The sequence below is a fragment of the Myceligenerans crystallogenes genome (assembly GCF_039529775.1).
GTDB classification, from domain to species: domain Bacteria; phylum Actinomycetota; class Actinomycetes; order Actinomycetales; family Cellulomonadaceae; genus Myceligenerans; species Myceligenerans crystallogenes.
The window spans coordinates 66,124-84,723 of record NZ_BAAANL010000008.1; the positions used below are offsets into that span (position 1 = coordinate 66,124).

Below are 18,600 nucleotides of genomic sequence, written 5' to 3' on the forward strand. Positions count from 1 at the left end.
CCGGCCTGACCGGAGGTCAGGCCCTGGCCTGCTCCGGGAGGCCCGGGAACGGGGGCAGCGGGGCGCCCCAGGCGCGCTGGGTGAGGGCCGAGTCCGCCAGCAGGGCCACCACGGCCGCGCGGGTGGCCGGTTCCGCCTGGGCGACCAGGCTCGCGTAGCCGGCGGCCAGGCGGCTCTCGGCCTGCACCACGACGTCCTTGGCCGTCGCGCCGCGATCCGGCAGCTGGTAGGCGGCGCGCCGCGGGTCCTTCTCGGTGCCCGCGACGCCGGCGACCCGCGCCCAGCCCTGGCCGCGCTCCCGGTGCCGGCGCGCGAGGTTGAGCAGCCGGAGCTGCGTGGGCTCCTCGTCGGACCAGGCGGCCGCGACCTCGTAGGCGTACGCGGTGGAGTCCTCGGCGAGGATCACCGCGTCGAGGTCCTCGGGCTCCAGGCCCGCGGGCGCTGTCGTCAGGCGGGAGGCGGCCGAGACCGCCGTCGTCGTCGCGTCGTCGTCGTCCGAGCCGCCCTCGTCCCCGCCGTCGTCCGACGGCGCGGGGGAGGCCGCGGCCTGCGGCGAGCCCGGGACCACCGGCGGCGTGTACGGCGGCAGTTTCTTCCCGGCGGTCTCGGCGAGCTTCCGGGCCGACAGCGTCTGCGCCGCCGACACCGACGCGAGCAGGCGGGCCAGCGGCCCGTCCTCGCAGACGTCCGCGGCGGTCGCGTTGCGGGCGGCGGCGTCCCGCAGGGTCGCGAGCACCTTGTCCGGCCCGGGCGCGGACCCCTCCGAGGCCGACGGCGACGGGGCGGGCGCGTCCGACGCGAGCCCCGACTCGTAGACGCCGCCGAGCTGGTCGGCGTGGTCGAGCGAGATCTCGGAGATCTGCGTGAGCGCCTCGGCGACCACCGGCTTGGTGTCCTTGCGGCCCGCCACCGCCTCCGCCTGGCCCGCCACGAGGAGCGCGTCGTCGACCGCCGTGCGGCGCACGATCTCGACCGGGTCCGGGACGGGCTCGGTCGGGGGCGGCGAGTCGAGCCGCACCCCGCACCCGCCGAGCAGCAGCGCGACGGCGAGCGCGACCGCCGCCGGCGGGACGTGGCGGGGACGGCGTGACGACGCTGTGGACGGAGGCGGGTTCATCGTGCCCGATGATGCCACGCCCGGGCCCCTTCCCGGCGCAGGTGACCGGTTGCGTCGGATGTCACGCCCCATGACCTGCGAGCGGGCGCGGAGGCGTCGTAGGCTGGGCGCGGTAGACGACAACAGCACACCGGTCGGGTCCTGACTCGAGCGGTACCCCCATTTCTTGTGGGAGCCGACGGGAGGAACACGATGGCGCAGCCCGCGAACCGGTCACAGGACGACGTGACCCGGATCGCCGAGCCGGTGGCCGGTGATCACGGCCTGTACCTCGAGGAGGTGCGGGTCACGCGTGCCGGGAACAGGTCGGTCGTGCGGATCACGCTCGACCTGCCCGAGGACCGGGTCGGCAGCCTGGACTCGGACACGCTCGGGGAGGCGTCCCGCGCGATCTCGGCGGCCCTGGACGACGCCGACGCCGTCGCCGGCGCGTACACCCTGGAGATCAGCACCCCCGGGGTGTCCCGGCCGCTCACCACGGCACGCCACTTCCGGCGGGCCCGCACGCGCCTGGTGACGCTCGCGCTCGCCGACGGCGGCACCGCGTCGGGCAGGCTCACCGACGTGCGGGGCACCGGCGCGACCGGCGACGACGACGCCGTGGTCCTCGTGCTGGACGACGCGCGCGAGATCCCGCTCGGGTCGGTCGCCCGGGGGAGCGTCGAGGTCGAGCTCAAGCGGGCCGACGACGCCGCGTTCGACGACGACGACGCCGCGGACGCCGCGGAGGAGCCCGTCGCAGGACGCCGGGCTGGGGATGCCGACCGCGCCGGGGTGCGCGAGAGTTCTGGTGCGGACGACGACAGCGTGACCCGCCTGCCCCGCGAGGGCGCGGCGGGCCGCGACGAGGAGGGCTGAGATGGACATCGACATGAGCGCGCTGCGCATGCTGGAGCGCGAGAAGGACTTCAGCCTGGACGTCCTGGTCTCGGCGATCGAGCAGGCCTTGCTCTCCGCGTACCACCGGACGCCGTACTCCTTCAAGCACGCCCGCGCCGAGGTGGATCGCACCACCGGCCACGTGACGGTGTGGGCCCGCGAGGAGCTCGAGACCTACGCGGACCCGGACGACCCGGCGGCGCCCGCGCCCGTCGAGCTCGGCCCGGAGTTCGACGACACGCCGCAGGACTTCGGCCGCATCGCGACCGCGACCGCGCGCCAGGTGATCGTGCAGCGCCTGCGGGACGCCGAGGACGACCAGGTGCTGGGCACGTTCCGCGACAAGGAGGGCGAGGTCGTCGCGGGCGTCATCCAGCAGGGCCGCGACCCCCGCATGGTGCTCGTGGACGTGGGCGACACCGAGGCGGTGCTGCCGCCGCACGAGCAGGTCGCCACCGAGGTGTACGAGCACGGCGAGCGGCTGCGTGCGTACGTGGTCGAGGTGTCGCGGGGCATGAAGGGCGCGCAGGTGACCCTGAGCCGCACGCACCCCGGGCTGGTGCGCAAGCTCTTCGAGCTCGAGGTCCCGGAGATCGCCGACGGCTCCGTGGAGATCATGTCCGTGGCGCGCGAGGCGGGCCACCGCACCAAGGTCGCCGTCGTCTCCCGGGTCGCGGGCCTGAACGCGAAGGGCGCCTGCATCGGCCCGATGGGCGCGCGCGTGCGGGCGGTCATGGCCGAGCTGCGCGGCGAGAAGATCGACATCGTCGACTGGAGCGACGACCCGGCGCGGTTCGTCGCGAACGCGCTGTCGCCGGCCAAGACGATCTCGGTCACCGTGGTGGACGAGGCGGCGCGCGCGGTACGCGCCGTCGTCCCGGACTACCAGCTGTCGCTGGCCATCGGCAAGGAGGGGCAGAACGCCCGCCTGGCGGCCAAGCTCACCGGGTGGCGGATCGACATCCGGTCCGACGAGGCGGCCGACGACGCCGCGGGCGGGGAGCAGGACGACGCCGCCGGTGACGAGCAGGGCGGGACCCCGGCCGGGGAGGGTGGCGCTGCTCACGTGTCGCCGAACCGGTAACGGCAGGTGAACAGGCAAGGTAGACTGATCGAGTCTGGGCCGCGAGCCCGTCCTTCGTCCTACGTTCCGTCGCCTCCGGTGCGGACGTGTGTCGGATGCCGGGGACGCGACCAGCGGTCTGCTCTCGTGCGTGTGGTCCTGGATCCCGCCGCGGCGCCGGCCCGGATCGTCGTCGACGTGCGGGCCTGCCTACCGGGGCGAGGTGCCTGGATCCACTCCAGGCCGGAGTGCCTGGAGCTCGCGGAGCGTCGTCGGGCCTTCCCCCGCGCCTTGCGGGTGGGCGGGCCCCTCGACCTGGCGCGGCTCCGGGAACATCTCGGGCGGTGAGCGCCGGCCGCGGGGACAGTCACGACCGGCCGCCGGGAAGGCGGCCGGCCGCACCAGAAATTCGTCGACAGGAAAGCGGGTCAGAAGCCGATGGGCACCCGATGAGTCCCCAGCGATGAGTACCTCGTACTAGTGCGGTTCGCCCCTGCCTCGGGACGGACCGAGACAGGAGAGTTGTGGCAAAGGTCCGCGTCTACGAGCTCGCAAAAGAGCTCGGAGTGGAAAGCAAGGCCCTGCTCGCCGAGCTGAAGTCAGCAGGCGAGTACGTGCGCTCGGCGTCGTCGACGCTGGAGGCGCCCGTCGCGCGACGTATGCGCGACAAGTTCACCGACGCCGGCACGTCCGGCGCGAAGAAGCAGGCCCGTCCCGCCCCCAAGCCGGGCGTGAAGCCGGCCCCGAAGCCCGGGGCCGTCCGCCCCGCCGTGCCTGCTCCCGCGGAGACGGCCCCGGCCGCGCCCGCCCAGCCGGCGGCGCCCGAACCGGTCCGGCCCGCGGCACAGGCGGCCCCGGCCGAGCCGGCCGCACCCACTGCTTCGCCCGAGGCCCAGGCGCCCGAGGCGCCGGCCGCGAGCACGTCGTCCGCCGACCCGGCGGCACGGCCCGGCCCGTCCGGCCCCAAGCCGGGTCCGGCCGCGGCGCCCAAGCCCGGCGGGGCGGGCCCGCGTCCGGGTAACAACCCGTTCGCCTCCAGCCAGGGCATGCCGCGCCCGGGTGACCGCCGTGGCGGTCCTCGCCGTGACGCCGGCGGCCCCGGTGCCGGTGGCGGCCGCGACGCGGGTTCCCGCGGCGAGGGCGGAGCGGGCCCGCGTCCGGGCAACAACCCGTTCGCTCCCAGCCAGGGCATGCCGCGCCCGGGTGACCGCCGTGGCGGCGGCCCCGGTGCCGACAAGGCCGAGCGTTCGCCGGCCGGCTCCGGCGGTCCCCGTCCGGGCGGTCCCCGCCCCGGCGGGCCCGGTGGCGCCGGTCCGCGCCCCGGCGGCTCGGGCGGTCCCCGTCCGGGTGGCCCGCGCCCCAACCCGGGCATGATGCCCGGCAAGACGTCGGTGCCGCGTCCGGGCGCACGTCCCGGCCCGGGTGGCGGCGGCGGTGGTCGTGGCGGCCGCGGCGGTCCTGGCGGGCCCGGCGGCGCCGGTGGCCCGGGCGGGCCCGGCGGTCCCGGGGGCGCGGGTCGTCCCGGGGGCGGCGGCGGTTTCCGCGGTCGTGGCGGCGGCGGTCGCGGTGCGACGCAGGGTGCCTTCGGGCGCGCCGGCGGTCGTCCGGTCCGCGGGCGGAAGTCGAAGCGTCAGAAGCGCCAGGAGTTCGAGGCGATGCAGGCGCCGTCGCTCGGCGGCGTGTCGGTGCCTCGCGGCAACGGCAGCACCGTCGTGCGGCTGCGTCAGGGCTCGTCCCTGAACGACTTCGCCGACAAGATCGACGCGAACCCCGCGGCGCTCGTGACCGTCCTGTTCCACCTGGGCGAGATGGCCACGGCCACGCAGTCGCTCGACGAGGACACGTTCGGCACCCTGGGCGTCGAGCTGGGCTACGTCATCGAGATGGTCTCGGCCGAGGAGGAGGACCGCGAGCTGCTCGGGGCCTTCGACATCGACCTGGAGGCGGAGGAGGCCGACGAGTCCGACGAGGACCTCGTGGCGCGTCCGCCGGTCGTGACCGTCATGGGTCACGTCGACCACGGTAAGACGAAGCTCCTGGACGCGATCCGGAAGTCGAACGTCGTCGCGGGCGAGCACGGTGGCATCACGCAGCACATCGGTGCCTACCAGATCCACCACGAGCACGAGGGCGTCGAGCGCGCCATCACCTTCATCGACACCCCGGGTCACGAGGCGTTCACCGCCATGCGTGCGCGTGGTGCGCAGGTGACGGACATCGCGATCCTCGTGGTCGCGGCGGACGACGGCGTGATGCCGCAGACGGTCGAGGCGGTGAACCACGCCCAGGCGGCGGGGGTGCCGATCGTCGTCGCGGTGAACAAGATCGACCTCGAGGGCGCGAACCCGGCCAAGGTCCGCCAGCAGCTCACCGAGTACAACCTGGTGGCCGAGGAGTACGGCGGCGACACGATGTTCGTCGACGTCGCGGCCAAGCCCGGCATCGGTATCGACGACCTCGTCGAGGCCGTGCTGCTGACCGCGGACGCGGCGCTGGACCTCAAGGCGAACCCGAACAAGGACGCGCGCGGTGTCGCGATCGAGGCGAACCTCGACCGCGGCCGCGGTGCCGTGGCCACGGTGCTGGTCCAGTCCGGGACGCTGCGCGTCGGTGACGGCATCGTGGCGGGCACGGCCTACGGCCGCGTGCGTGCCATGGTCGACGAGCACGGCGAGCAGGTGCTGGAGGCGACTCCGGCGCGTCCGGTCCAGGTGACCGGCCTGACGTCGGTGCCGAGCGCCGGTGACACGTTCCTCGTGGCGCCGGACGACCGCACCGCCCGGCAGATCGCCGAGAAGCGCCAGGCCGCCGAGCGCGCCGCCCTGCTGGCCAAGCGCCGCAAGCGGATCAGCCTCGAGGACTTCGACGCCGAGCTCAAGAAGGGCAAGGTCGAGAGCCTCAACCTCATCCTCAAGGGTGACGTGTCCGGTGCCGTCGAGGCACTGGAGGACGCGCTGCTCAAGATCGACGTGGGCGAGGAGGTCGAGCTGCGCGTCATCCACCGCGGTGTGGGTGCCATCACGCAGAACGACGTCAACCTGGCCACGGTCGACAGCGCGGTGATCATCGGCTTCAACGTCAAGTACGGCGAGCGGGTCGAGGACCTCGCGGACCGCGAGGGCGTGGACGTCAAGTTCTACTCGGTCATCTACCAGGCGATCGAGGAGATCGAGGCGGCCCTCAAGGGCATGCTCAAGCCGGAGTACGAGGAGCACACGCTCGGTACGGCGGAGATCCGCGAGATCTTCCGCTCCTCGAAGTTCGGCAACATCGCCGGTTCGATCGTGCGGTCGGGCGAGATCCGCCGCAACGCCAAGGCGCGCGTCCTGCGCGACGGCAAGGTCATCGGGGACAACCTCCAGGTGGAGTCGCTCAAGCGGTTCAAGGACGACGCCACGGAGGTCCGCGAGGGCTTCGAGTGCGGTATCGGCCTCGGCAGCTTCAACGACCTCACCGAGGGCGACATCATCGAGACCTGGGAGATGCGCGAGATCCCGCGCACCTGATCCTGGTCCGTCCATCGCCGCCGGCAGCGGGTCCCGTACGGGGCGCGCTGCCGGCGGCGGACAGGCTTTCCGCCGAGGTAGCGGGCTCCCGTCCGGGAGCCGCTACCTCGGCGCCGTTCCGACAAGGAAAGACTTCATGAGCGAGAACCCCCGGGCACGGCGGCTGGCCGACCGGATCAAGGTGATCGTCGCGCAGATGGTGGACTCCCGGATCAAGGACGAGCGCCTTGGTTTCGTGACCATCACGGACGTCCGCGTGACCGGTGACCTGCAGAACGCCTCGGTCTTCTACACCGTCTACGGCTCCGACGAGGACCGCGCGGGCAGCGCGGCCGCCCTCGAGAGCGCCAAGGGCCGCATCCGCTCCGAGGTGGGGCGCCAGACCGGCGTGCGCCTGACCCCCTCGATCGAGTTCCACCCGGACGTCGTGCCGGAGACGGCCGCGACCCTGAACGCCGCCCTGCACGAGGCGCAGCGCCGCGACGCCGAGCTGGCCGCCCTCCGCGAGGGCGCGAGCCACGCGGGCGAGGCGGACCCGTACAAGAAGCCGCGCGAGATCGCTGACGACGACGAGCCGGACGACGGGTCGGACGACGACCTGGCCGGCGACGACCGGGACGACGACGCGCGGTGAGCGAGAGCTCGTCCGGCGCGGCCCCCGGGGACGCCGGGGCCGGCCGCACGACGGCCGGTGGCAGGGCCGGCGGCACGAGGCGCGGCCGCACCGAGCAGCGTGACCGCCCGCCGCGTCGCCCCACCGCGCCCGACGGCTTCGTCGTCGTCGACAAGCCCGCCGGCTGGACCAGCCACGACGTGGTCGCCAAGACGCGGTGGCTGGCCGGAACGCGCAAGGTCGGCCACGCGGGGACGCTCGACCCGATGGCGACCGGCGTGCTCGTGCTCGGCGTCGGCAAGGCGACCAAGCTCCTGACGTACGTCGTCGGCGCCGACAAGGACTACGACGCCACGATCCGCCTCGGCGTCGCCACGACCACGGACGACGCCGAGGGCGAGGTCACCGCGACCCCCGGCGCCCGGGACATCTCCGATGCGGCCCTCCGCGCCGCGATCGAGCCCCTCACGGGCGACATCCTGCAGGTCCCGACCACGGTCTCCGCGATCAAGGTGGACGGCAAACGCGCGTACGCCCGCGCCCGGGCCGGGGAAGAGGTCGAGCTCACCGCCCGCCCGGTCACGGTGTCCCGTTTCGACGTCCTGGCCACCCGCACCGCCGTCGTCCGCGGTACCGACCTGCCCGGCGGCGGGGCCGCCGAGGGCAGGGCGGCCGACGGCGTCGCCGGCGAGACGCCGGTCGTCGACCTGGACGTGCGCGTCACCGTCTCGTCCGGGACGTACGTGCGCGCGCTCGCGCGCGATCTCGGCGCCGCGCTCGGGACCGGCGGGCACCTGACCGCGCTGCGCCGCACGCGCGTCGGCGGCTACGCTCTCGGCGCCGCGCGCACGCTCGGGCAGCTCGAGGCGCAGGCCGACGACGACGGCACGCTCGCGACCCTCCCGCTCGCCGACGCCGCCCGCGGCGTCCTGCCCGTCCGCGAGATCGACGACGCCGCGGCGCGCGCGCTGGGCTACGGGCAGTGGATCGCGCCGAGCGGGCGACCGGGCGTGCTGGCCGCGATCGACCCGGCGGGCGAACTGGTGGCGCTCGTGGAGGACACCCGGCGCAAGGGCGAGGAACTGGCCCGGCCGGTCCTCGTGCTGGCGTCCGGCGCCTGAACAGTCGCTGTACACCAGATAACGGTCCAGGTCAAAGAGGGATGAGCGACAAAAAACCGTGCGAGGCAAATTGCTTCCAGGGTTCCGGCGGACATGTCGGATTGATACCTTGGCCCCGTGGGGGTACGCATAACAGCAGGTTGTGACGACGTCGAGGCTGTCATGGCGGCACTGCCCGCCCTGGTGGGGCGGGACGCGAGTGTTGACATCGCCGAGGGGGATCGCGAGGGGACCGACAGCAGCCTGGAGCTGCTGCACGCGCTGGTGTCCGCTTTGCCGTGGTGGCCGGAGAACACCGAACTGGGCATAGCGTTCGAGGAGACCTATCTGACGCTGGTCGCGCTGCAGGGGCGGATCGTGGTGCGCACGCGCTACCCGGCGATGCTCACGGAAGCGGTCCCCGACCCGGTGGACCCGGCCCAGGTCGGCTGGCGGCAGGTGGGGGACCGCCAGATCCAGCTCATCGGCTCGACGCTGACCGAGACGGACTACGGCGACTTCCTGCGCACCCTGGACCTCACGGTCCGCCAGTCCCTGGGCGAGCGGCGGCTCACGGGCTTCATCTACTCCACGACCGAACCGGCGCCCGTGCGCTGAGGCCGGCGCCCGCGGGCTGACGCCCGCGCCCGTGCGCTGATGCCCGCGCCGATGCCCGCGGCCGTGCGGCCGCGGGCACCAGGGATCTCGGCTACCGGGCCGTCGCCCGCGCGTGCCCGACCAGCGACAGGACGATCCCGCCGGCGACCCACGCCCCGAGGGCGATCCAGGCGTTCGCGGCGTCCGCCGCCGGGAAGTAGGACAGGTCCCGCAGCAGCGTGCCGCTCGCGCCCGGCGGGAACCACTGGCCGATCTCGCCCCAGTGCCAGGGCAGGAACTCCTTGGGCGTCGTCGCGCCGGAGATCGGGTTCCCGATCAGCATCATCAGCACCGGCCCGGCGGCGATCCCGGCGCGTCCGAAGATCGCCACGAACCCGGTGATCGGCGCGGCGATCGCCGCGATCGACAGCGACATCGCCCCCAGCGTCCACCACCAGTCGCCCTGCAGCACGCCGAACCAGCCCTGCAGGATGGCCGTGAGGATGCCGCCGCCGAGCGCCGAGTAGAGGATCACGGCGCTCACGCGCCGCATCGCCCCGCGCACGGCCGTCGAGATGCCGATCCCGCCGACCATCCCGCCGAGCAGCGTCGGGAACAACGCGGCGGTGAAGCCGCTGCCGTTCGGGTCGTCGTCGGACAGCGGGACGACGTCGGTCACCTTCACCCGCGGGATCTCGACGTCGACCGGCTCGGGTGCGGCCGGGGCCGCGCCCGCGGCCGTCGCCCCGGGCCGTTCCCCCTGGGCGGCCGCCCGGAGCGCCGCGGCGACGGCGTCCTCGACGGTCTGCCGCACGGTCTCGGCCGCCTCGGACTGGGCGGCGGTCATCCGTTCGCTCGTCGCGGCGGTCGCCTGCTCGGTCACGGCGGTCTGCAGCTGCTGCGCGAGGGCGTTCATGAGCTGGTTCGTCGCGCCGTTCGCGGCCGACGACGTGAGCACCTCGGGTGCCTCGCCCGCGCTCGCGTCGCCGAGCACGATCGCGCCGTACGTCTCGCGGGTCTCGACGGACTCCACGGCCGCGTCCCGGTCGCCGACCTCGATCAGCTCGATCGTGCCGGGCCGCGCCTCGGCGAGCCGGCCGGCCACGGCGTCCACCGCGTCGGCCGGCCCGGTGATCGCGACGGGGAGGTCCTCGGCCTCCGAGGTCATGGCGGGCCAGGTGAAGGCCAGCACGACGAGGGTCAGCACGAGGCTGAGCCCGAGGGCGGTGGCGATGAGCCGGCCGGCGGGCGTGCGGGGTGCGGGTGCGCGGGTACCGCCGCGCGGTTCCTCGGACATGGGGTGCTCTCCAGGTGCTCCTGCCGCCGGGCGGGCGGCGTCGTCGGACAAAGAAAAACGAACGTTCGTTTTCCTGTGGACCACCGTCCTCCTCACGACGTAGGCTGTCAACCCGCCCCCGCGTGAAGGAGGACACAGTGCCCAAGGTCAGCGACGAGTACCGGCAGGCCCGCCGCGAGGAGATCCTCGCCGCCGCCGAGCGGGCGTTCGCCGCCAAGGGGTACCAGCGCACGTCGATCTCGGACGTGCTGGCCGAGTCGGGTCTGTCGACCGGGGCGGTCTACGCGCACTTCACCGGCAAGCAGGACCTGTTCGTCGCCGTCGCCCGGGACACGCTGCTGCGCCGCACCGCCGCCCTGGAGCGGGAGGCGGCCGGCGGTCCGCCGCCGTCGCCCGGCCAGATGCTGCGGATCCTGCTCGAGAGCCTGCTCCGGGAGGGCGGCGATCCGCAGCTCCTGGTGCAGCTGTGGAGCGAGGCGACGATCGAGCCGTCGATCCGGGCGGCGGTCAACGAGCTGGTCCAGGTGGCCCGGACGGCGTTCGACGCCCGCCTGCGGCGCTGGTTCGCGGAGCACCCGGAACACGCGCCCGACGGCACCGACGTGGCGGTGCGGGACGTCGTGCCGGTGATGCTCGCCCTCGCCCAGGGATTCCTGATCCAGCACGCGATCCTCGACGACTTCGACCCGGACGCCTACCTCGACGCGGTGGCCGCGGTCCTGCCGGGCTGAGACCGGCCGCCGCCCCGCCGGGCTGAGGCTCGCCGCCGGCCCGCCGGCTGAGCCCGGCCGCCGTCGCCGCCGCGGACCGCGCCTCGCCGTCGTCGATTCCCCGGATGGCCTCCCCGCGTGGCAGGCTGGGACAGCGCGGCACCGGCCGCGACGCGGGCGGCGGTGCCGCCCGTCCCGCTCGCTGAAGGAGTAACCCGCGTGCAGGTGTGGACGGACCTGGACCAGGTCCCCGCAGGCTTCGGCCCGTCCGTGGTGACGATCGGCAACTTCGACGGCGTGCACCGCGGCCACCAGGCCGTGCTCGGGCGCATCGTCCGCCTGGCGCGGGCCGACGACGCGGCGGCGGTCGCCGTCACGTTCGACCCGCATCCGGCCGCCGTGCACCGTCCCGAGACCGCGCCCGAGCTCATCACGAGCCTGCCCGACCGCCTCGGGCTGCTCGCGGAGACCGGGATCGACGGCGTGCTGGTGGTCACGTACACGCTCGACTTCGCCGCGCAGACGCCGCAGGAGTTCGTGCAGAAGTACCTGGTGGACCCGCTGGGGGCGCGCACCGTCGTCGTCGGCCACGACGTGCGGTTCGGCAAGCAGAACGCCGGCACGCTGGCCACCATGGTGGAGCTGGGCGGCGAGCACGGTTTCGAGGTCGTGGCGATCGAGGACGTGGGCGGGCCGGACCATCACCGCTGGTCGTCGACGGCCGTCAGGGCCGCGCTCAGCGAGGGCGACGTCGCCGGCGCCGCGCGCGTCCTCGGGCGCGCCCACCGGGTGCGGGGCATGGTGGTGCACGGCGACGCGCGCGGCCGCGAGCTCGGCTTCCCGACGGCGAACCTGGGCGGTATCGAGGGCATGGTCCCGGCCGACGGCGTGTACGCCGGCCGGCTGCGCAGGCCCGGCCTGGCCGAACGTGAGCCGTCGCACCCGGACGGCGTGCTGCCCGCGGCGATCTCCGTGGGCACGAACCCGACGTTCGACGGCGTCGAACGCCGCGTCGAGGCCTACGTGCTGGACCGCGACGACCTCGACCTCTACGACGAGCACGTCGTGCTGGAGTTCACCGAGCACCTGCGGCCCACGGTCCGCTTCGACGGCATCGAACCGCTCGTCGCCCAGATGCACGACGACGTCGCCCGCGCCCGGGAGATCCTGCGCGGCTGACCCCGGGTTCGTCACCGCGGCGGCCGCGAGTCTCCACACGCACGCCGCACTTTTTCGCCCGTGGCCGAAATTTCCGGCTGGTCTGTATCCAAACGCACCCCGCGTGCGTCCTTACCGGTGAGTGCACCTCCCAGGGAGGGCCGGACCGACGCGGCGGGGCATCCACCCCCCACCTGCGGATCCCGCCGCGTCAACCAGACCGGCCCGGCCGTCCGGGAGGTGCACGGCCGGACGCGTCCCGCCGTCGTATCCTTGGTATAACGCGTATAAGAGCCCTTAGCGTTGTTATACCAAGGATCGAGGATGCCATGGCGCGTCGAGTTCATACCTATTCACCCGCGACCCGCCATGCGGTCGCGGTTCTGGGCGCCCAGATAGCCGCTGCCCGCCGTGCCCGGCGCTGGACGGCGGCAGAGTTGGCCGAGCGTGCTGGGATCTCGACGTTCACCTTGCGCAACGTCGAGAAGGGAGAGCCGACGGTCGCCATCGGCATCTGCTTTGAACTCGCGACGATGCTTGCCATCCCGCTCTTCGGCGTACCTGCGACTGAGCTGGCCGCAGTCCGGAGTGCTGCCGAGTCCCGCCTTGCAGTTCTCCCGGCCAGTGTCCGTGAGAAGGGTGAGCGTGTCGATGACGACTTCTGAGAAGACCGCGCCCGATCACGCCTTCGTGTGGATCTGGCTTCCGGGTGCGCATGATCCTGTGGTCGCAGGCCGTCTTGAAGAACTCGGCGAGGTCCTCGCGTTCACGTACGCGCGGTCCTATGTTGCCCGCCCGGACGCGGTTCCTCTCTACCTGCCCGAACTGCCGCTCGGACCGGGTCGACGGCGTCCGGCTTCCGGTCTCGATGTTGCGGGCTGCATTGCCGACGCCGCGCCCGATGCCTGGGGTCGCCGAGTCATCCTCGCCCGGCACCTCGGCCACGTCGACCGCATGAGCGACACCGACGATCTCTCGTTGCTCACCTACCTCCTTGAGTCCGGCTCGGACAGGATCGGCGCACTCGACTTCCAGGCGTCCCCCACGGAGTACATCCCGCGGTCTCCGAGCCGGCAGGCCGGGCTCGAGGAGCTCATGGCAGCGGCGGACCACCTTCAGGCGGGAACGCCGCTGTCCCCCGACATCGCCGAAGCGCTTGTCCGCGGGACCTCGATCGGGGGAGCGCGCCCCAAGGCCCTGCTCTACGACGGCGGGAGGAGCCTCATCGCGAAGTTCTCGTCGTCGTCCGACACCTATCCGGTGGTCAAGGCCGAGGCCGCTGCGATGTGGCTCGCGCAGGAAGCCGGGATCAGGGTTCCCGCGTCGCGGAACATCGAGGTCGTGGGAAAGGACGTGCTCGTCGTCGAGCGCTTCGACCGCGACGGCGTGGGCGGACGACGTCAGATCGTCTCGGCGCTCACCATGCTCGGACTCTCGGAGATGACGGGTCGCTACGCGACCTACCCCGACCTGGCGGACCTGATCCGTGCGCGCTTCACCGAGCCGACTGCAACCCTGCGGGAGTTGTTCACGCGCATCGTCTTCAACGTCGCCGTCGGAAACAACGACGACCATGCGCGCAACCACGCCGCGTTCTGGGACGGGACGGCACTGACGTTGACCCCGGCCTATGACCTGTGCCCGCAGCCGCGTAGCGGCAACGAGACCGCCCAGGCCATGGCGATCGGGCGGGACGGCAGCCGTGACTCGAGGTTCTCCGTCTGCGTGGCGGCGGCCGGCGAGTACCTGCTCGACAAGTCCGATGCACAAGAGGTCGTCGACCACGTGGTTGGAACGATCGACGAACGGTGGCCGGAGGCGGCCGACACCGCACGGCTCACGCAGGTCGAACGTGATCGGCTGTGGCACCGCCAGATCCTGAACGAGTCGGTCTTCTACTGAGTTCGCAGGCTCGGGACGAAGCCGGCCGATGAACCGTCCGAGACCGCGGGGGCTGGAATGGGAGGGCCGGGCGGGCGTGACGTAGGTTGCCGCTATGGCATCGCGTTCCGAGGTTCCCGGGTACCCCGACGTCGCCGAGGGCGGTTCGCCCCTCGAGCGGGTCCGGGAGCTGGTCCGGTCGTTCGGCGTCGCCGGGCGGGGGCACCGGGAGGCCGTCGCGATGCTCGCCGACGGCTGCACGCTCGCCGGCGTCGTCCGGGCCACCGCCGTGCCGCGGCGCCTTGTCGAGCAGGTCCTGGGCGCGCTCGGGGACGATCTGGTCTCCGACGGCGAGCGGCTGCGGATCCGCCCGGACAAGGCAGGGGAGTACCGCGAGGCGTTCGGCGCCGCCCGGCTGGGCCCGACCGCCGTCGAGCTGCCCGGCGAGGGGCGGCTCCGGGACGCGGACGCGCTGATCGGCGAGATGGAGCGGATCATCGCCGCCGCGCCGCGGCCGAAGAAGGCGCTCGATCACGTGCCCGCCACGCCGGAGACCGCGGTGCGCCGGGCGCTGTGGCTGGACGGGACCTACGAGCTGGCGGGCGCGACCCTGCTGTGCATCGGGGACCACGACCTGACCTCGATCGTCACGTGCCTCGTGAACCCCGCCGTGCGGGCCGTCGTCGTCGACCTGGACGAGGACCTGCTCGCGTACGTCGGGCAGGTCGCCGCCGAGCGCGGGCTGCGGATCGAGACCGGCTGGGCCGACTTCCGGTTCGGCCTGCCCGCGTCCGCGCGGGAGTGCGCCGATCTCGTGTTCACCGACCCGCCGTACACGCCCGACGGCGTGCGGCTGTTCCTCGCCCGCGGCCTGGAAGGACTGCGGGACCGCGAGCACGGGCGGCTGCTCATGGCGTACGGGTTCGGGAGCCACCACCCGGGCCTGGGGTACAACGTGCAGCAGGCCGCCGGGGACCTGTCGCTCGTCTACGAGGCGATCCTGCCGCACTTCAACCGGTACGACGGCGCCCAGGCGGTGGGCAGCGCGAGCGACCTGTACGTCTGCCGCCCGACGGCGCGGACCTGGCGGTCGCTGTCCCGCGTCGCCACGGACGCCGTCACCATCTACACGCACGGGACCCAGTCGTCCGAGGCGCGCTCCGGCCGCGGCGAGGAAGCGGTCACCGAAGCCGTCCGGGCCGCGGCCCGCGGGCAGGACGAACTGGAGGTCGCCGCTGACGTGCCGCTCGGGGCCGTCCTCGACGGCACGGCTCAGGCGTCGGTCCGGAACGCGCGGACGACGGCGTACGCGGCCGACCTCTCGGACGACCCCGGGGCCTGGCTCTTCCGGGCCCTGCTCGGCGTGACCGCGCGGCGGGTCGCGGTCGCCGTGCCGAACGGCCACCCGGACATCGGCAGCGAGGCGGCGCAGTCCGCCCTGCGGGACGATCTGGCCGGGAAATGGACGCTCACCTTCCGCCGCAGCACACCGGACCCGAGGCACGCCGTGGTGGTCGCGGACGAGGCCGGCGCGACGACGGATCCGGTCGCGGCGGCCCGGCGGGTCGTCCTCTCCGGCGCCTCCCGGAACCTGGGGAACGCCTGGCGGGACGCCCTCGTCAAGGCGGCGCGGGCCGGCGGTGGTTCCCTCGGCAAGGCCGAGGCGCGCGAGATCGTCGCGTCCGCCGCCGCGTCGGCCGGCCTCCCGGACGAGACGCTCGCCCGCCCGCTCGCGACCCTGCCGCGCTCCCGGGTCCGCGCGGTGCTCTCCGCCGTCGTCGGCTCGCTGCCACAGGTCAACGTCACAGCACGCACTGACCGCGGCATCGTGCACGAACAGGTAAGGTAGGAAGGCCGTAGATCGGCCGCGGATCAAGAGAGCCCCGAGAATCCGTCCGGGCGCACCGCGCAACGACACGAAATGGAGAGCCATGCCGCTCGACACCGCCACGAAGCAGCAGATCATCGCCGACTACGGGAAGACGCCGACCGACACCGGCTCTCCCGAGGTGCAGATCGCGCTCCTCACGCAGCGCATCAAGGACCTCACCGAGCACCTGAAGATGCACAAGCAGGACCACCACAGCCGCCGCGGCCTGCTGCTCCTCGTGGGCCAGCGCCGCCGCCTGCTCGGCTACCTGCAGCGCATCGACGTGGGCCGTTACCGCTCGCTGATCGAGCGTCTCGGCCTGCGCCGCTGACTCACGCCTGAAAGACCAGCCCGGTCCCTCTCGCAGGGGCCGGGCTGGTCTGATGAGATGTAAGTACCACAACAACACCGCGCCGCCAGGGCCCCGCGTCCGGTCCTCGGTAGTGGCTTCCCGAACCCAGGTTCGGTGGGCCTCGATCGAAGACCGTCGGGGGCACGCGGCGCACTCTCCGAGAAAGGGAGGGCACCCGTGGAGGGTCCCGAGATCCAGTTCGCCGAGGCCGTCATCGACAACGGCCGCTTCGGCACCCGCACCATCCGCTTCGAGACGGGCCGCCTGGCCAAGCAGGCCGCCGGTGCCGTCTCCGCGTACCTCGACGGCGAGACCGTGCTGCTGTCGACCACCGCGGTCAGCAAGCACCCGAAGGACCAGTTCGACTTCTTCCCGCTCACGGTGGACGTCGAGGAGCGCATGTACGCCGCGGGCCGCATCCCCGGCTCGTTCTTCCGCCGCGAGGGCCGCCCGTCGACCGAGGCGATCCTGGTCTGCCGCCTCACCGACCGCCCGCTGCGCCCGCTGTTCGTCAAGGGCCTGCGCAACGAGGTGCAGATCGTCATCACCGTGATGGCGCTGCACCCCGACGACGCCTACGACGTGCTCGCCATGAACGCGGCGTCCGCCTCGACGCAGCTGTCCGGCCTGCCGTTCTCCGGCCCGGCCGGTTCGGTCCGCGTGTCGCTGATCGACGGCCAGTGGGTCGCGTTCCCGAAGCACTCCGACAAGGAGCGCGCGGTCTTCGACATGGTCGTGGCAGGTCGGACGATCATTGGCGCCGACGGCAATGCTGATGTAGCTATCGCGATGATCGAGGCCGAGGCCACCGACGACGCCATGAAGCTCATGCGCGAGGGTGCCACCGTCCCGACCGAGGAGGTCGTGGCCGAGGGCATCGAGGCCGCCAAGCCCTTCATCAAGGCGCTGTGCGAGGCGCAGTCGGCGCTCGCCGCGGCCGCCGCGAAGGAGACGCAGGAGTTCCCGCTCTTCCTGGACTACCAGGACGACGCGTACGCCGCCGTCGAGGGCGCCGTCGCCGCGCCGCTGGGCGAGGCGCTGTCCATCCCGGAGAAGCTGGTCCGCCAGGACCGCATCGACGAGATCAAGGCCGGCCTCGTGGCCGACCTCGCGGGCGAGGGCAAGGCGTTCGCCGGCCGCGAGAAGGAGCTGTCGGCCGCGTACTACGCGCTGCAGAAGAAGCTCGTGCGCCAGCGCGTGCTCACCGACGGCGTCCGCATCGACGGCCGCGGCCTCGCGGACATCCGCACCCTGTCGGCCGAGGTCGAGGTGCTGCCGCGCGTGCACGGCTCGGCGATCTTCGAGCGCGGCGAGACCCAGATCCTGGGCGTCACCACGCTGAACATGCTGCGCATGGAGCAGCAGATCGACTCGCTCGGCCCGGAGACGCGCAAGCGTTACATGCACAACTACAACTTCCCGCCGTACTCGACCGGTGAGACGGGCCGCGTGGGCAGCCCGAAGCGCCGCGAGATCGGCCACGGCGCGCTCGCCGAGCGGGCGCTCGTGCCGGTGCTGCCGAGCCGCGAGGAGTTCCCGTACGCGATCCGCCAGGTGTCCGAGGCACTCGGCTCCAACGGGTCGACGTCGATGGGCTCGGTGTGCGCCAGCACGCTGTCGCTGCTGAACGCCGGCGTGCCGCTCAAGGCGCCGGTCGCGGGCATCGCGATGGGCCTCGTCTCGGACACGGTGGAGGGGGAGACCCGTTACGCGGCGATGACCGACATCCTGGGCGCCGAGGACGCGTTCGGCGACATGGACTTCAAGGTCGCCGGCACGCGCGAGTTCGTCACGGCCATCCAGCTCGACACCAAGCTGGACGGCATCCCCGCCTCCGTGCTCGCGGCGGCGCTCGGCCAGGCGCGCGACGCCCGGTTCACGATCCTCGACGTGCTCGCCGAGGCGATCGACACGCCGGACGAGATGTCGCCGAACGCGCCGCGCGTCATCGCGGTCACCGTTCCGGTCGACAAGATCGGTGAGGTCATCGGCCCGAAGGGCAAGATGATCAACCAGATCCAGGAGGAGACGGGCGCCGACATCTCGATCGAGGACGACGGCACCGTCTACATCGGCGCGGTCGACGGCCCCTCGGCCGAGGCCGCCCGTGCGGCGATCAACGCGATCGCCAACCCGCACGTCCCCGAGGTGGGCGAGCGGTTCGTCGGCACGGTCGTCAAGACGACGTCGTTCGGCGCCTTCATCTCGCTGTCGCCGGGCAAGGACGGGCTGCTGCACATCAGCCAGATCCGCAAGCTCGTGGGCGGCAAGCGCATCGAGAACGTCGAGGACGTGCTGTCCATCGGCCAGAAGGTCCAGGTCGAGATCGGTGAGATCGACCCGCGCGGCAAGCTGTCGCTGGTCGCGGTGACCGAGGACGAGGCGCCCTCGTCGTCCGAGGCCGCGGAGGCTGACTCGGCCGAGGCCGAGACGGCCCCGGCCGGCGCGGACGCCTGA

General features: G+C 73.1%; 16 protein-coding genes. 14 read left to right on the forward strand and 2 right to left on the reverse strand.

The features are described 5' to 3' along the window. Positions 1-16: 16 nt before the first annotated feature. Positions 17-1,117 (reverse strand): DUF4439 domain-containing protein, encoded by a 1,101-nt coding sequence (locus tag ABD208_RS17530; protein WP_344105425.1) that lies wholly within the window; start codon positions 1,115-1,117, stop codon positions 17-19. 192 nt (positions 1,118-1,309) lie between these two features. Here ABD208_RS17530 and ABD208_RS17535 point away from each other — a divergent pair, with 192 nt between their 5' ends. From ABD208_RS17535 to ABD208_RS17565, 7 genes are all read left to right on the forward strand, one after another. Continuing rightward, entirely contained in the window at positions 1,310-1,975 is a 666-nt protein-coding gene (locus ABD208_RS17535; protein WP_344105426.1) for an LSm family protein, read from the forward strand. A gap of 1 nt (position 1,976) precedes the next feature. Continuing rightward, positions 1,977-3,080 (forward strand): transcription termination factor NusA, encoded by a 1,104-nt coding sequence (nusA, locus tag ABD208_RS17540; RefSeq protein WP_344105428.1) that lies wholly within the window; start codon positions 1,977-1,979, stop codon positions 3,078-3,080. A gap of 132 nt (positions 3,081-3,212) precedes the next feature. Beyond that, positions 3,213-3,407: a YlxR family protein gene (locus ABD208_RS17545; RefSeq protein ID WP_344105430.1), complete on the forward strand. Its 195-nt coding sequence runs from the start codon at positions 3,213-3,215 to the stop codon at positions 3,405-3,407. 176 nt (positions 3,408-3,583) lie between these two features. Then, positions 3,584-6,565: a translation initiation factor IF-2 gene (infB, locus tag ABD208_RS17550; protein WP_344105433.1), complete on the forward strand. Its 2,982-nt coding sequence runs from the start codon at positions 3,584-3,586 to the stop codon at positions 6,563-6,565. Between the two features lie 136 nt (positions 6,566-6,701). Then, positions 6,702-7,199, forward strand: a complete 498-nt coding sequence (gene rbfA, locus ABD208_RS17555) for a 30S ribosome-binding factor RbfA (RefSeq protein WP_344105436.1) — start codon at positions 6,702-6,704, stop codon at positions 7,197-7,199. Further along, on the forward strand, positions 7,196-8,299 hold the full coding sequence (gene truB / locus ABD208_RS17560; protein WP_344105438.1) for a tRNA pseudouridine(55) synthase TruB: 1,104 nt from the start codon (positions 7,196-7,198) through the stop codon (positions 8,297-8,299). The genes rbfA and truB overlap by 4 nt, the downstream gene beginning before the upstream one ends. Before the next feature lie 162 nt (positions 8,300-8,461). Continuing rightward, positions 8,462-8,896 carry a hypothetical protein gene (locus tag ABD208_RS17565; RefSeq protein WP_344105440.1) on the forward strand — a complete coding sequence of 145 codons (435 nt, stop codon included), beginning with the start codon at positions 8,462-8,464 and terminating at the stop codon, positions 8,894-8,896. Positions 8,897-8,987: 91 nt separating this feature from the next. Here the strand turns inward: ABD208_RS17565 and ABD208_RS17570 are convergent, their stop codons facing one another. Continuing rightward, positions 8,988-10,172, reverse strand: coding sequence for an ABC-2 transporter permease (locus ABD208_RS17570; protein ID WP_344105441.1), 1,185 nt, complete (start codon positions 10,170-10,172; stop codon positions 8,988-8,990). Positions 10,173-10,309: 137 nt separating this feature from the next. Here ABD208_RS17570 and ABD208_RS17575 point away from each other — a divergent pair, with 137 nt between their 5' ends. The 7 genes from ABD208_RS17575 to ABD208_RS17605 all read left to right on the forward strand — a co-directional run bounded on the left by ABD208_RS17575 (position 10,310) and on the right by ABD208_RS17605 (position 18,600). After that, a complete protein-coding gene (locus ABD208_RS17575) occupies positions 10,310-10,903 on the forward strand; it encodes a TetR/AcrR family transcriptional regulator (RefSeq protein WP_344105443.1) in 594 nt (197 codons plus the stop codon). 198 nt (positions 10,904-11,101) lie between these two features. Beyond that, complete coding sequence (locus ABD208_RS17580; RefSeq protein ID WP_344105756.1) at positions 11,102-12,061, forward strand: bifunctional riboflavin kinase/FAD synthetase; 960 nt, start codon at positions 11,102-11,104, stop codon at positions 12,059-12,061. A 308-nt stretch (positions 12,062-12,369) separates the two neighbouring features. Next, the gene (locus tag ABD208_RS17585; RefSeq protein ID WP_344105445.1) at positions 12,370-12,705 is read left to right on the forward strand and encodes a helix-turn-helix domain-containing protein; all 336 of its coding nucleotides are present in this window, start codon (positions 12,370-12,372) and stop codon (positions 12,703-12,705) included. After that, positions 12,692-13,942: a type II toxin-antitoxin system HipA family toxin gene (locus ABD208_RS17590; RefSeq protein ID WP_344105448.1), complete on the forward strand. Its 1,251-nt coding sequence runs from the start codon at positions 12,692-12,694 to the stop codon at positions 13,940-13,942. The genes ABD208_RS17585 and ABD208_RS17590 overlap by 14 nt, the downstream gene beginning before the upstream one ends. A gap of 94 nt (positions 13,943-14,036) precedes the next feature. Next, positions 14,037-15,770 (forward strand): bis-aminopropyl spermidine synthase family protein, encoded by a 1,734-nt coding sequence (locus tag ABD208_RS17595; protein WP_344105451.1) that lies wholly within the window; start codon positions 14,037-14,039, stop codon positions 15,768-15,770. 82 nt (positions 15,771-15,852) lie between these two features. Then, positions 15,853-16,122 carry a 30S ribosomal protein S15 gene (gene rpsO, locus ABD208_RS17600; protein ID WP_344105453.1) on the forward strand — a complete coding sequence of 90 codons (270 nt, stop codon included), beginning with the start codon at positions 15,853-15,855 and terminating at the stop codon, positions 16,120-16,122. 198 nt (positions 16,123-16,320) lie between these two features. Beyond that, positions 16,321-18,600 (forward strand): polyribonucleotide nucleotidyltransferase, encoded by a 2,280-nt coding sequence (locus tag ABD208_RS17605; protein WP_344105455.1) that lies wholly within the window; start codon positions 16,321-16,323, stop codon positions 18,598-18,600.